Genomic DNA, 13,742 nt, shown 5'->3' with positions numbered 1-13,742 from the left:
ACCGACCCTCGTGAAAGCGTGCACAAGCGGGCGCCTACGATGGACGGCGTGCCAAACGTGACCCGCGCCGACGCCGCAGCCGCCGTGCGCAATCCGCTCGCCTTCATCGCCGCACGCTGGACCCCGCACCCCCGGACGGTCCAGCGGGCGGCCCTCGCGCCCCTCGTGATGTCCGTGATCATCGTCATCACCGGCGGCGCCGTCCGGCTCACGGGCTCCGGTCTCGGCTGCCCGACCTGGCCGAAGTGCACCGACGACTCGCTCACCACCACGAGCGAGATGGGCTTCCACGGCGTCATCGAGTTCGGCAACCGCATGCTGACCTACGTGCTGTGCGCCGCGGTCGGCTGGGCGATCATCGCCGCCCGCTCGCAGAAGCCGTACCGGCGCAGCCTCACCCTGCTCGGGTGGGCGCAGTTCTGGATCGTGATGAGCAACGCCGTGCTCGGTGGCATCGTCGTGCTCGTCGGTCTCAACCCGTACACGGTCGCGGCCCACTTCGTGGCGACGACGGCACTGCTGACGGTGGCCACGGTGATGTGGCAGCGCACCCGGGAGGGCGACGGGGCACCGCGCCCGCTGGTCGGCGGGTCCGTGCAGCAGCTGGTGTGGGTGATGGTCGTCGTCTCCGCACTGCTGATCACGGTCGGCACCGTGGTGACCGGCGCCGGACCGCACGCGGGCGACTCCAGCGACGTGCCGCGGATGCCGGTCGACTGGGAAATAATCAGCAAGGCGCACGCCGTCCTGGCGTGGATCGTGGTGACGCTGACGTTCGCCCTGTGGTTCGTGCTGAAGGCGGTCGACGCGCCCAAGGGCCCGCTGGCCCGCACCCGCGACCTGTTCCTGGTGCTGCTGGCGCAGGGGGTCATCGGGTACGTCCAGTACTTCACCGACCTGCCCGAGGTCCTGGTCGGGCTGCACATGCTGGGCTCGTGCCTGGTGTGGATCGCGGTGCTGCGGGTGCTGCTGGCGCTGCGCGAGCGGCCCGAGGAGACGGTGCCCGGCCTGCCCGCTCAGGAGTACGAGGCCACCAGCGTGTCGATGGCCGGTCCCAGGTAGCTCCGGGTCAGGTCGGCGCGGCGGGCGGTCCACTCCGCCCTGGGTGCGGGCCGCGCGCGGTTCCCGTACCGCCGCTCGGCGACGTCCTCCACGACCTCGGCGGGCGCCCCCAGCGCGGGCAGCTCGGCCAGGGCCTCCCGCTTGGTGATCAGGCGGCCCTCCCGCAGCGTGACGGTGGCGCGGGCGAAGGTGACCAGACCCAGGTCGACCCAGACGTCCTGCCGCCACAGCTCCGCCCTGCGCACGTTCGGCCGCCAGAAGTCGCGCTGGTCGCGGACGACGAAGGCGTCCAGTTCCGGGCCCGGCACCGGCGGCAGCAGTCGGTCCGGCGCCTCGCCGTGCAGGACACGGCCGAAGCTGTGCAGTTCGCGCCGGGTGACGGGGGTGACCGGCCGCTTGAACAGCTGTTCGTGGGCCCAGGTCAGGTGCCGCCGGGCCGGGTCGGCGACCGTGTCCGGCGACAGGTAGGTGCAGTGCAGCAGCCCGGCCAGGGGTTCGTCGCGCAGCCGGGCGTGGAGCAGCGCGAGGCGCCAGGCCGTACGGGCGGTGGCCGGCCGGGGCAGGACCGCGATCAGGTCCAGGTCGCTGCGGCCCTCCTGGTAGTCGCCCGCGCCCAGTGAACCGTGCGCCCAGACGGCGACGGGCTCGAAGGGCAGCAGTCCGGCGAGGAAACGGTCGAGCAACGCGTCGGTCGGCATGCACCCAGTCTCGCCGACCCGCTCCGGTCCGTACACCCGTCACTCCAGTCCGTACACCCGTCCGGCGTTCCCCGACGCGATCATCCCCGCCACCCGCTGGGCGTCCCCGAGCGACCACGCCCCCTCGGCCACCCAGGCGCCCAGCACCCTGCCCAGGGCCTCGCGGAACAGCCGGGCGGCGACCACGTGCAGTTCGGGAAGGCCCTGGGCACCGCTGGAGAACAGGATCTTGCCGAAGGGCGCCAGCTCCAGGATCTCCGCGAGGACCGTCGCCGCGCGGGCGCCGGTGCGCACCAGGGCGGCGCCGGAGTCGGCGTAGACGTGCGGGAAGACGCCGGCCAGGTGGGCGGCGTGGCGGTGGTACGGGTAGCCGTGCAGCAGGACCAGGTCGGTGCCGAGGCCGGCGGTGGCCCGCACGAAGTCGGTGAGCAGCACCGGGTCGGTGCGGTCGATGCGCAGACCCGGTTCGCCGAGGCCCGCGTGCAGCTGGAGCGGCAGGCCCGAGGCGACGGCGATCCACAGCAGGTGGCGCAGCAGTACGGGGTCGCTCAGCTCCCCGCCGACCTCGCGCCCGGTGAGCCAGCGGGCGGCGGCCCCGCGCACCTCGCCGGGGCCGGGCGGTTCCGGGGCGAGGGACAGTCCGTGCCGTACCCCGGCGACGGAGGTGAAGGCGACCGCGTCCGCGGCGGCGCCGTGCACGGCCTCGGCGAGGTTGGCAAGGAAGGACTCGACGGTGCCGGAGGTGTCGGCGACCTGCTCGGCGAGGAGTTCCAGGCGCACGATCTCGCGGGTGTCGGCGTCCGCGGCGGAGGCCATCTCGCCGGGGCCGGTGAGGTCGCCGGGCAGTCCGGCGTCGACCAGGTAGGTGGTGATGCCGCTGCCGCGCAGCAGCCGGCGGTCGGCCTCCATGACGCCCAGTTCGCGGCGCCGGGCCAGGTAGCGGGCGGGCGGGCAGTGCGGTTCCAGGCCGAGCAGGGGCGGGCACCAGCGGCGTACCGCGAAGCCGGTCTGGGTGTCGAAGAGGGTGGTGCCCGGGGCGGGCGGACCCTCGGTGCGGGCCAGCTGGGCCTCGAAGGTGCCGAGGCCCAGCTCCGTTCTCAGGACGCCGTGGCAGTACTGGTCCACCAGGGACGGCGTTTCGATCATCCGGGCTCCCCGTGCTGGGACCGAGCGCCGCGCGGCTCGTGCGCCTCGCGGCCCGCGTGCCTCGCGGCTTCCTACGGTCCTAACGGGTGAACCCGGCCTCAGGTGTTGCTCGGGCCCCCGACCTGGATGCCCGCCATGCGCGACCACTCGTAGCGGCCGGTGGTGACCCTGGCCGCGTACTCGCCGTCGAAGTCGTCGTGGACGGTGATCCCGGACTGCTCCACGGCCTTCCGGGCCCGCTCGTGGGTGCGCGCGACCAGGTCGCCGAAGGCGCCGTCCGCACCGACGAGCACGATCCGGGCGCCGCGCTCACCGAGGTACGCCACCTGGGCCTCGGCGCCGCCGTGGGCCTTGGCGAAGGCCTCGATCCGCCCCGCCGTCCGGGTCACCTCGAACGCGTCCCACCGGTCGGCCCAGCCGCGCTTCGCGCCGGCCTGCTCCGTGTCCACCTGCTGCGTGTCTGCCATGACCAGGATGCTACCGACGGGTAGATCGAACGGCGACGGGCGGGGTGCGTGGCCTTGGCCACGCACCCCGCCCGTCGGACGTCTTCACCGGGGACTCAGCGCAGGAAGGGGTCCACCGCGATCGCGAGGAACAGCACCGACACATAGGTGATGGACCAGTGGAACAGCCGCATCTCCTTGAGCTTGCCGCCCGTGACCTCGGCCTTGGCGCGGTTCTGGAGCCCGTGCGCCTCCCACAGCCACATCCCGCCGGCCGCCAGGGCCACCGCCGTGTAGAACCAGCCGGTGTAGCCGAGCGGCTGCAACAGCAGCGACACGACGACCATCACCCAGCTGTAGATGACGATCTGCCGGGCGACGACCTTGTTGGAGGCGATCACCGGGAGCATCGGCACGCCGACGCGCGCGTAGTCCTCCTTGACCTTCATGGACAGCGGCCAGTAGTGCGGCGGCGTCCAGAAGAACATCACCCCGAAGAGGATGACCGGCGCCCAGGACATCGAGTTGGTCACGGCCGACCAGCCGATGAGCACCGGCAGACAGCCGGCGATGCCGCCCCAGACGATGTTCTGGGACGTGCGGCGCTTGAGGATCATCGTGTAGACGACGACGTAGAAGAGGAGGGCGCCGAGCGAGAGCCAGGCCGACAGCCAGTTGACCGTGAAGCCGAACAGCAGCGTCGAGACGACCGCCAGGGTGATGCCGAAGACGAGGCATTCCACCGGGCTGACCATGCCGGTCACCAGCGGGCGCTGCGAGGTCCGGTCCATCAGCGCGTCGATGTCGCGGTCGATGTACATGTTCAGCGCGTTGGCGCCGCCGGCCGACAGATAACCGCCGACGCAGGTCAGCAGCACCAGCTTCAGATTCGGAACACCCTGTTCGGCGAGGAACATCACCGGAACGGTGGTGATCAGCAGAAGCTCGATGATCCGCGGCTTGGTCAGCGCCACGAACGCCTTGACACGGGCCCCGAACGGCCGGTGACTCGGGCTCTGGCTCGTCCCGATTACCCCCGCAGGACGGGATTCAACGGCCGTCACGCACACCCCTGACAGAGACTCCCAGCAAGCCCGACCGTGTGAAGTGGCGGTAAAGGCTCGCGCGTACCACGCCACTTTAGACGTTGCCCATACCTCGGCCTTCGCGGGGGTGGGCTCGTGTTGTCGCGGGTGCTCCGACGTGCGCGCCGAGAGTCGATTGAGCAGTCAGATGAGCGCCTCCGTATTCACTTGCCGAATGCGGTTTCGCCCAGTCGACAGGCGGATCGAGAAGAGTCCCGGCAGTCTGGTTTCCAGCGGAAAAACGCACGTACTTACGGGGGTAGGCTCGGCCATGGCCGGCCGAACTCACGGACGCGCCGGCAGCCGGTGCACCCGTGCACCGGCAACCGACATGTGGAGAGGAGCCCTGACTCAGGGTGAGCACCAAGCCGACCACCACAGACCTCGAGTGGACCGAACTGGACCAGCGGGCCGTGGACACCGCCCGCGTCCTGGCCGCCGATGCCGTACAGAAGGTTGGCAACGGCCATCCGGGTACGGCGATGAGCCTGGCGCCCGCCGCCTACACCCTCTTCCAGAAGGTGATGCGGCACGACCCCGCCGACGCGAACTGGGTCGGGCGCGACCGTTTCGTGCTGTCCGCGGGTCACTCGTCCCTGACCCTCTACACCCAGCTGTACCTGGCCGGCTTCGGCCTGGAGCTGGCGGACCTGGAGTCCTTCCGCACGTGGGGCTCGAAGACCCCCGGCCACCCGGAGTACGGGCACACCACGTGCGTGGAGACCACGACCGGCCCGCTGGGCCAGGGTGTCGCCAACGCGGTGGGCATGGCGATGGCCGCCCGCTACGAGCGCGGACTGTTCGACCCGGAGGCCGCCGAGGGCGAGTCCCCGTTCGACCACTTCATCTACTGCATCGCCGGTGACGGCTGCCTCCAGGAGGGCATCTCCGCCGAGGCGTCCTCGATGGCCGGTCACCAGAAGCTCGGCAACCTGGTCCTGCTGTGGGACGACAACCACATCTCGATCGAGGGCGACACCGAGACCGCCGTCTCCGAGGACACCTGCAAGCGGTACGAGGCGTACGGCTGGCACGTGCAGCGCGTCGCGCCGAAGCCGGACGGCGACCTGGACCCGAACGCGATCTACGACGCGATCGAGGCGGCCAAGAAGGTCACCGACCGCCCCTCCTTCATCGCCATGCGCTCGATCATCGCCTGGCCGGCCCCGCACGCGCAGAACACCGAGGCCGCGCACGGCTCGGCGCTCGGCGACGACGAGGTCGCGGCGACCAAGCGGGTGCTGGGCTTCGACCCGGAGAAGTCCTTCGAGGTCTCCGACGAGGTCATCGCGCACACCCGCAAGGCCCTGGAGAAGGGGCAGGCGGCCCGCGCGGTGTGGGAGAAGTCCTTCCAGCAGTGGCGGGACAACAACCCGGAGCGCGCCGCCGAGTACGAGCGCGTGGCCAAGGGCGAGCTGCCCAAGGGCTGGGAGGAGAAGATCCCGGTCTTCGAGGCGGGCAAGGGCCTGGCGACCCGTGCCGCGTCCGGCAAGGTGCTCCAGGCGCTCGGCGACGTGGTCCCGGAGCTGTGGGGCGGCTCGGCCGACCTGGCCGGCTCGAACAACACGACGATCGACAAGACGTCGTCCTTCCTCCCCGAGGGCAACCCGCTGCCGGGCGCGGACCCGTACGGCCGCACCATCCACTTCGGCATCCGCGAGCACGCGATGGCCGCGGAGATGAACGGCATCGCGCTGCACGGCAACACCCGCATCTACGGCGGAACGTTCCTGGTCTTCTCCGACTACATGCGCAACGCGGTGCGGCTGTCGGCGCTGATGCACCTGCCGGTGACGTACGTGTGGACGCACGACTCCATCGGCCTGGGCGAGGACGGCCCGACCCACCAGCCGGTCGAGCACCTGGCCTCGCTGCGCGCCATCCCGGGCCTGAACGTGGTCCGTCCGGCCGACGCCAACGAGACGGCGATCGCCTGGCGCGAGATCCTGCGCCGCTGGACGAAGGAGTTCGGCAAGGGCCAGCCGCACGGCCTGGCGCTGACCCGCCAGGGCGTGCCGACGTACGAGCCCAACGAGGACGCGGCCAAGGGCGGCTACGTGCTCTTCGACGCCGAGGGCGGCGACGCCCGGGTCGTGCTGATCGCCACCGGGTCCGAGGTCCACGTGGCCGTCGAGGCCCGTGAGGCGCTCCAGGCCGAGGGCGTGCCGACCCGTGTGGTGTCCATGCCGTCCGTGGAGTGGTTCGAGCAGCAGGACCAGGGGTACCGGGACAGCGTCCTGCCCCCGTCCGTGAAGGCCCGGGTCGCGGTCGAGGCCGGGGTCGGGCTGACCTGGCACAAGTACGTGGGAGACGCCGGCCGCATCGTCTCCCTGGAGCACTTCGGTGCTTCGGCGGACGCCAAGGTGCTGTTCGCGGAGTTCGGCTTCACCGCCGAGAACGTGGCTTCCGCGGCGCGGGAATCCCTGGCCGCGGCCCAGCGCTGACGCCCATATACGACTCGTAGTAGGAGATGCAATTTCCATGACAGACGCACTCAAGCGCCTCTCCGACGAAGGCGTCGCGATCTGGCTGGACGACCTGTCGCGCAAGCGGATCACGTCCGGCAACCTCGCCGAGCTGATCGACCAGCAGCACGTCGTGGGCGTCACCACCAACCCGTCGATCTTCCAGAAGGCGATCTCGCAGGGCGACGGCTACGACACGCAGCTCACCGACCTCGCCGCCCGCGAGGTCACGGTCGAAGAGGCCATCCGCATGATCACCACGGCGGACGTCCGGGACGCCGCCGACATCCTGCGCCCGGTGTTCGACAACACCGGCGGCAAGGACGGCCGGGTCTCCATCGAGGTCGACCCGCGCCTGGCCCACAACACCCGGGCGACGGTCGCCGAGGCCAAGCAGCTGGCGTGGCTGGTGGACCGGCCCAACACGCTGATCAAGATCCCGGCCACCGAGGCGGGCATCCCGGCGATCGCCGAGACCATCGGCCTGGGCATCAGCGTCAACGTCACGCTGATCTTCTCGCTGGAGCGCTACCGCAAGGTCATGGACGCCTTCCTGACCGGCCTGGAGAAGGCCAAGGAGCGCGGCCTGGACCTCTCGCAGATCCACTCGGTGGCGTCCTTCTTCGTGTCCCGCGTGGACACCGAGATCGACAAGCGGATCGACGCGCTGGGCACCGACGAGGCCAAGGCCCTGCGCGGCAAGGCCGCCGTCGCCAACGCGCGCCTCGCCTACCAGGCGTACGAGGAGGTCTTCGGCACCGACCGCTGGGCCGCCCTGGAGAAGGCCGGCGCCAACAAGCAGCGTCCGCTGTGGGCGTCGACCGGCGTCAAGGACAAGGCGTACAGCGACACCATGTACGTCACCGACCTGGTGGCACCCAACACGGTGAACACCATGCCGGAGGCGACCCTCTTCGCCACCGAGGACCACGGCGAGATCGGCGGCAACACCGTCGCCGGGACGTACGAGCAGGCCCGTGCCGACCTCGACGCGGTCGAGAAGCTCGGGATCTCCTACGACGAGGTGGTCCAGCTCTTGGAGAAGGAAGGCGTCGACAAGTTCGAGGACGCCTGGAACGACCTGCTGAAGTCCACGGAGGCGGAGCTCAAGCGCCTCGCTCCCTCGAAGGGCTGAGAATTGTCGAGCAGCAATCCGCTGCGTGACCCCGCAGACCGACGGCTCCCGCGCATCGCGGGGCCGTCGGGTCTGGTCATTTTCGGCGTCACCGGCGATCTGTCCCGCAAGAAGCTCATGCCCGCCGTGTACGACCTCGCCAACCGGGGTCTGCTGCCGCCGGGCTTCTCGCTCGTCGGGTTCGCCCGCCGCGACTGGGAGCACGAGGACTTCGCCCAGGTCGTGCACGACGCCGTCAAGGAACACTCCCGCACCCCGTTCCGCGAGGAGGTCTGGCAGCAGCTCATCCAGGGGATGCGCTTCGTCCAGGGCACCTTCGACGACGACGACGCGTTCGAGCGGCTGCGCGGCACCATAGAGGAGCTGGACAAGGCCCAGGGCACGGGCGGCAACTTCGCCTTCTACCTGTCGGTGCCGCCGAAGTCCTTCCCGGTGGTCATCCAGCAGCTGAAGAAGCACGGGCTGGCCGACCAGTCGAGCGGCTCCTGGCGTCGCGCGGTGATCGAGAAGCCGTTCGGCCACGACCTGAGGTCGGCCGAGGAGCTGAACGCGATCGTCCACGAGGTCTTCGGCTCCGACCAGGTCTTCCGCATCGACCACTACCTGGGCAAGGAGACGGTCCAGAACATTCTGGCGCTGCGCTTCGCCAACACGATGTTCGAGCCGATCTGGAACCGGTCCTACGTCGACCACATCCAGATCACGATGGCCGAGGACATCGGCATCGGCGGCCGCGCCGGCTACTACGACGGCATCGGCGCCGCCCGTGACGTCATCCAGAACCACCTCCTCCAACTGCTCGCGCTGACCGCCATGGAGGAGCCCGCCTCCTTCGACGCGGACGCGCTGGCGGCCGAGAAGACCAAGGTGCTCGGCGCCGTCCGCCTCCCCAAGGACCTGGGCCGGGACACCGTGCGCGGCCAGTACGCGGCCGGGTGGCAGGGCGGTGCGAAGGCCGTCGGCTACCTCGAAGAGGACGGCATCGACCCCAAGTCGAAGACCGACACCTACGCCGCGATCAAGGTCGGGATCGACAACCGCCGCTGGGCGGGCGTCCCCTTCTACCTGCGCACCGGCAAGCGCCTGGGCCGCCGCGTCACCGAGATCGCGGTCGTGTTCCAGCGCGCCCCGCACTCCCCCTTCGACTCCACCGCCACCGAGGAACTCGGCTCGAACGCGATCGTCGTCCGCGTCCAGCCCGACGAGGGCGTCACCGTCCGCTTCGGTTCCAAGGTGCCGGGCACGTCGATGGAGATCCGGGACGTGTCGATGGACTTCGCCTACGGCGAGTCCTTCACCGAGTCCAGCCCGGAGGCGTACGAGCGCCTGATCCTGGACGTCCTCCTGGGCGACGCCAACCTCTTCCCGCGCACGGAGGAGGTCGAGCTGTCCTGGAAGATCCTCGACCCGATCGAGCAGTACTGGGACGCGCACGGCACCCCGGCCCAGTATCCGGCCGGCACCTGGGGGCCCGTCGAGGCGGACGACATGCTGGAGCGAGACGGACGGAGCTGGCGCCGGCCATGAAGACAGACCTCACGGACACCACGGCCAGCAAGATCAACAAGGCGCTGGTGCTGGGCCGCCGGGCGATCGGCACCCCGGCCATCGGCATGGTGCTCACCCTGGTCATCGTCACCGACGAGGAGAACGCCTACGACGCGCTGAAGGCCGCGAGCGACGCCGCGCACGAGCATCCCTCGCGCACGCTCGTCGTCATCAAGCGCGTCTCGCGCTCCCCCCGGGACCGCACCAAGTCCCGGCTGGACGCCGAGGTCCGCCTCGGTGCCGACGCGGGCACCGGCGAGACGATCGTGCTGCGGCTGTACGGCGACGTCGTCGACCACGCCCAGTCGGTGGTCCTGCCGCTGCTGCTGCCGGACGCGCCGGTCGTCGTCTGGTGGCCGGTGAACGCGCCGCTGGACCCGGCGAAGGATCCGCTGGGCGCGCTCGCCCAGCGCCGGGTCACCGACACCTACGCCTGCGAGGAGCCGATACGGGAGCTGGTGGCCCGCGCCGACGCCTACGCGCCGGGCGACACGGACCTGTCGTGGACCCGCATCACACCCTGGCGTTCGATGCTGGCGGCGGCCCTCGACCAGGTCGACTGCCAGGTGCAGGCGGTCGAGGTGGAGGGCGAGGAGTACAACCCCAGCTGCGAGCTGCTCGCGATGTGGCTCGCGGACCGGCTGGACGTGCCGGTGCGGCGCACGGTGTCGAGCGGCCCGGGTCTCACCGCGGTCCGCATGGACACCGACTGCGGTCCGGTCGTCCTGGACCGGGCCGACGGTGCGCTGGCGAACCTCTCCATCCAGGGCCAGCCGGCCCGCGCGGTCGCCCTCAAGCGCCGCGAGACGGCCGAGCTGATCGCGGAGGAGCTGCGCCGCCTGGACCCGGACGACACCTACGCCTCGGCGCTGCGCTACGGCGTGGACCGGCTGACCGCGCCGGCCAAAGGGGACGCCCGCAACGGGGAAGGCGCCGTCGCCGCTCCCGTGGAAGCGGTCGCGAAGGCTCCCGCGAAGGACGCGGCGCAGGAGAAGACACCGGTGAGGAAGGCGGCGGCGAAATGAGCGACACCCCGCAGCTGGTCGTGCACCGCGACAAGGAGCTGATGGCCGAGGCCGCGGCGGCCCGCCTGATCACGAAGATCGTGGACGCGCAGGCCTCCCGGGGCAGCGCGTCCGTGGTCCTCACCGGCGGCCGCAACGGCAACGGCCTGCTCGCGGCGCTGGCCGGCTCCCCGGCCCGGGACGCGATCGACTGGGGCCGCCTCGACCTGTGGTGGGGCGACGAGCGCTTCCTGCCGGAGGGCGACCCGGAGCGCAACGTCACCCAGGCGCACGAGGCGCTCCTCGACGCGGTGCCGCTGGACCCGAAGCGGGTGCACGCGATGGCACCGTCCGACGGCCCCTACGGCTCGGACGTGGAGGCGGCAGCGGCGGCCTACGCGCAGGAACTGGCCTCGGCCTCCGTCCCCGAGAACCACGCCGCGGTCCCGTCCTTCGACGTCCTGCTCCTCGGCGTCGGCCCGGACACCCATGTGGCGTCGCTCTTCCCGGAGCACCCGGGCGTCCGGGAGACGGAGCGCACGGTGATCGGCGTCCACGGCTCCCCCAAGCCGCCGCCCATCCGCATCTCCCTGACCCTGCCCGCGATCCGCGCCGCCCGAGAGGTGTGGCTGCTCGCGGCGGGCGAGGACAAGGCGAACGCGGTGGCGATGGCCCTGTCGGGCACGGGCGAGATCCAGGCCCCGGCAGCGGGCGCCCGGGGCCGCGCCCGCACCCTGTGGCTCCTGGACTCGGCGGCGGCTTCGCAGCTGCCGAGGTCGCTGTACCCGCCGGCGTCGGCCTGATTCAGCCCGTCCGGCGTTTGAGGACGAGGCCCGTTCAGGGCCGAAGCGTGGGTCTGGGGGCGCAGCCCCCAGGGACGGGAACGGGAAGGGGCGGCGGGGGCGAAAACCCTCCCCGCCCCAGCCCGCCCGTCACTTCACGGACCCCGCCATGACCCCCTGCACGAAGTGCCGCTGGAACGCGAAGAACACCACCACCGGCACCACCAGGGACAGGAACGCCCCCGGCGCCAGCACGTCGATGTTGCTGCCGAACTGGCGGATCTGCGACTGGAGCTCCACCGTCAGCGGCTGCGACGAACTGTCCGCGAAGAGCAGCGCGACCAGCATGTCGTTCCACACCCACAGGAACTGGAAGATGGCGAGGCTGGCGATGGCCGGCTTGCCGACCGGCAGCACCAGCCGTGTGAAGATCCGCCACTCGTTGCCGCCGTCCATGCGCGCGGCCTCCAGCATCTCCTTGGGCATCTCGGCGAAGTAGTTCCGCAGCAGGAACACCGCGAACGGCAGCCCGTAGGCGACGTGGAAGAGCACGACGCCCGGGATGGTGCCGAACAGGCCCAGCTGTCCGAAGAGCTTGGCGACCGGCAGCAGTCCGATCTGCACGGGCACCACCAGCAGCGCCACGACGACCAGGAAGACCGTCTCGCGCCCCGGGAAGTCCAGCCAGGCGAAGGCGTACCCGGCGAGCGCCCCGACGACCACGACGAGCACGGTCGTCGGTACGGAGATCAGCACCGTGTTCCAGAAGGCCTGGGTGATGCCGGAGTTGCCGAGCAGCGCCGAGTAGTTGTCGAAGGAGAGCTGCCCCGGGCTCGCCAGGGCCGTCCACCAGCCGCCCTTCGCCGTGTCCTCGGACGAGCGCAGCGAGGACACGAACAGCCCGGCCAGGGGTGTCATCCACACCAGCCCGATGAGCACGAGGAAGGCCTGGACGACCCCGTTGCCCAGATACCGCCGGACGGCGTTCATCGCTGACTCCTCATCGCTGACTCCTCTTGAAGCGGCGGACGTTGAAGACCATGGCCGGGACGACGAGCAGCAGGAGCAGTACACCCAGCGCGCTGCCGAGGCCCTGGTTGTTGCCGCCGCCGAACGACACCAGCCACATCTGCGTCGCGAGCACCGTCGCGTCCTCCTGCACGGGTCCGGGCGCGATGATGTAGACGAGGTCGAAGACCTTCATCACGTTGATCACGAGGGTGATGAAGACGACCGTGAGCACGGGTGCCAGCAGCGGCACGGTGATCCGCCGGAAGATCTGCCACTCGTTGGCGCCGTCCATCCGCGCCGCCTCCAGCGCGTCGCGCGGCAGCGAGGAGAGCCCGGCGCCGATCAGCACCATCGCGAACCCGGTCCAGATCCACAGGTACGCCCCGATGATGGCGGGCGTGACGAGAGCGGGTCCGAGCCAGGAGACGCCTTCGTAGGGCGGGGCGAAGTTCGAGGCGGGGAGCTTCACCGTGTAGGAGTCCGGGTCCAGCCCTTCGAACCGGAAGGCGCCGTCGTCGGAGGTGGTCGTGGTGGCGACCGTACGGCCGTCGCGCACCGCCTCGACCGTCATCCCGGGCAGCCCGCTCTCCCGCCGGTCGACCCGGCCCTGCTCCCCTCCCCCGCCGGGTGTGAAGTCCAGGTAGACGACGCCGCGCACCTCGTCGCCGGCGGCCCCGCGCCCCGCCGCCCCGTACGCGGGCTCCGCGCCGGACGGCAGGTCGTCGGGTGCCACGCCGACCAGGCCGAGGGCCACCGTGTCGCCGGGCGACACGCCCGCACCGGTCCGGTACGAGCCGTCGGCCCCCTTGACCAGACCGCCCTCCTGGCCCTCGCGTGCCCGGGCGCCCGGGTAGCTCGACGTACCGGCGAAGGCGTCGTGCACGCCGGTCACGGCGGCGTTGAGGACGCCCTTGTCCGGGTCGTGGTCGTAGGCGAGCCGGAAGATGATGCCGGCGGCGAGGAAGGAGACCGCCATCGGCATGAAGAGGAGCAGTTTGAAGGCGGTGGCCCAGCGGACCTTCTCCACCAGGACGGCGAGGATCAGGCCGAGGCCGGTCAGCAGGGTGGGCGCGACGACGACCCAGATCGCCGTGTTGCGGACGGCCTTGAGGGTGGCCGGGTCGCGGAACATCTCGGTGTAGTTCTCGCCGCCCACGAAGCGCGTGCCGGAGGCGTCGAAGAGGCTGCGGCCGACGGAGAAGAGCACGGGGTAGACGACGAGGGCGCCCAGCAGGAGCAGCGCGGGCAGGACGAAGAGCAGGGCGACGGCCGCCCGGCGCCGCCGGGGGCGCCGCAGGGGCGCCGGGCCGGGAGCGGCGGGCGGGCTCGCCTCTTTCACCAGGGTGGAGGTCATGACCGG

Annotated in this window: 12 protein-coding genes; 6 read left to right on the top strand and 6 right to left on the bottom strand. The window is 71.1% G+C overall.

What is annotated here, in order from left to right; translation table 11 throughout:
* Positions 1 to 39 precede the first annotated feature (39 nt).
* Positions 40 to 1,062, top strand: coding sequence for a COX15/CtaA family protein (locus Sco07f_RS29870; protein WP_244942166.1), 1,023 nt, complete (start codon positions 40 to 42; stop codon positions 1,060 to 1,062).
* Here the strand turns inward: Sco07f_RS29870 and Sco07f_RS29865 are convergent.
* The 4 genes from Sco07f_RS29865 to Sco07f_RS29850 form a co-directional block, all read right to left on the bottom strand.
* A complete protein-coding gene (locus Sco07f_RS29865; protein WP_167468268.1) occupies positions 1,017 to 1,760 on the bottom strand; it encodes a nucleotidyltransferase domain-containing protein in 744 nt (247 codons plus the stop codon). The two genes, Sco07f_RS29870 and Sco07f_RS29865, sit on opposite strands and share 46 nt — an antisense overlap.
* Before the next feature lie 39 nt (positions 1,761 to 1,799).
* On the bottom strand, positions 1,800 to 2,906 hold the full coding sequence (locus Sco07f_RS29860; RefSeq protein ID WP_007448290.1) for an amidohydrolase family protein: 1,107 nt from the start codon (positions 2,904 to 2,906) through the stop codon (positions 1,800 to 1,802).
* A 98-nt stretch (positions 2,907 to 3,004) separates the two neighbouring features.
* The gene (locus tag Sco07f_RS29855) at positions 3,005 to 3,373 is read right to left on the bottom strand and encodes a hypothetical protein (RefSeq protein ID WP_167468267.1); all 369 of its coding nucleotides are present in this window, start codon (positions 3,371 to 3,373) and stop codon (positions 3,005 to 3,007) included.
* A gap of 95 nt (positions 3,374 to 3,468) precedes the next feature.
* The gene (locus Sco07f_RS29850) at positions 3,469 to 4,422 is read right to left on the bottom strand and encodes a heme o synthase (RefSeq protein WP_063739967.1); all 954 of its coding nucleotides are present in this window, start codon (positions 4,420 to 4,422) and stop codon (positions 3,469 to 3,471) included.
* 371 nt (positions 4,423 to 4,793) lie between these two features.
* Between Sco07f_RS29850 and tkt the strand changes: the two genes are divergently transcribed.
* From tkt to pgl, 5 genes are read left to right on the top strand one after another with little or no spacing between them, the layout of a single operon-like run.
* On the top strand, positions 4,794 to 6,881 hold the full coding sequence (gene tkt / locus Sco07f_RS29840; RefSeq protein ID WP_108989661.1) for a transketolase: 2,088 nt from the start codon (positions 4,794 to 4,796) through the stop codon (positions 6,879 to 6,881).
* Between the two features lie 37 nt (positions 6,882 to 6,918).
* On the top strand, positions 6,919 to 8,037 hold the full coding sequence (gene tal / locus Sco07f_RS29835) for a transaldolase (RefSeq protein ID WP_007448324.1): 1,119 nt from the start codon (positions 6,919 to 6,921) through the stop codon (positions 8,035 to 8,037).
* 3 nt (positions 8,038 to 8,040) lie between these two features.
* Positions 8,041 to 9,564 carry a glucose-6-phosphate dehydrogenase gene (gene zwf / locus Sco07f_RS29830; RefSeq protein WP_007448325.1) on the top strand — a complete coding sequence of 508 codons (1,524 nt, stop codon included), beginning with the start codon at positions 8,041 to 8,043 and terminating at the stop codon, positions 9,562 to 9,564.
* The gene (opcA, locus tag Sco07f_RS29825) at positions 9,561 to 10,610 is read left to right on the top strand and encodes a glucose-6-phosphate dehydrogenase assembly protein OpcA (RefSeq protein ID WP_007448326.1); all 1,050 of its coding nucleotides are present in this window, start codon (positions 9,561 to 9,563) and stop codon (positions 10,608 to 10,610) included. Before zwf ends, opcA begins: the two co-directional genes overlap by 4 nt.
* Positions 10,607 to 11,392, top strand: coding sequence for a 6-phosphogluconolactonase (gene pgl / locus Sco07f_RS29820; protein WP_054102431.1), 786 nt, complete (start codon positions 10,607 to 10,609; stop codon positions 11,390 to 11,392). The genes opcA and pgl overlap by 4 nt, the downstream gene beginning before the upstream one ends.
* A gap of 129 nt (positions 11,393 to 11,521) precedes the next feature.
* On the opposite strand, the gene Sco07f_RS29815 is transcribed toward pgl, so the two are convergent.
* Together Sco07f_RS29815 and Sco07f_RS29810 are read right to left on the bottom strand one after the other, a co-directional pair.
* Positions 11,522 to 12,361, bottom strand: a complete 840-nt coding sequence (locus Sco07f_RS29815; protein WP_054102429.1) for a carbohydrate ABC transporter permease — start codon at positions 12,359 to 12,361, stop codon at positions 11,522 to 11,524.
* 10 nt (positions 12,362 to 12,371) lie between these two features.
* Complete coding sequence (locus Sco07f_RS29810) at positions 12,372 to 13,736, bottom strand: ABC transporter permease (protein WP_108989660.1); 1,365 nt, start codon at positions 13,734 to 13,736, stop codon at positions 12,372 to 12,374.
* Positions 13,737 to 13,742: the final 6 nt, after the last annotated feature.

This window comes from Streptomyces coelicoflavus, assembly GCF_003112555.1.
GTDB lineage: Bacteria > Actinomycetota > Actinomycetes > Streptomycetales > Streptomycetaceae > Streptomyces > Streptomyces coelicoflavus.
Note: the sequence above shows the minus strand (reverse complement) of the source record. Positions and strands in the feature narration are given on the sequence as shown.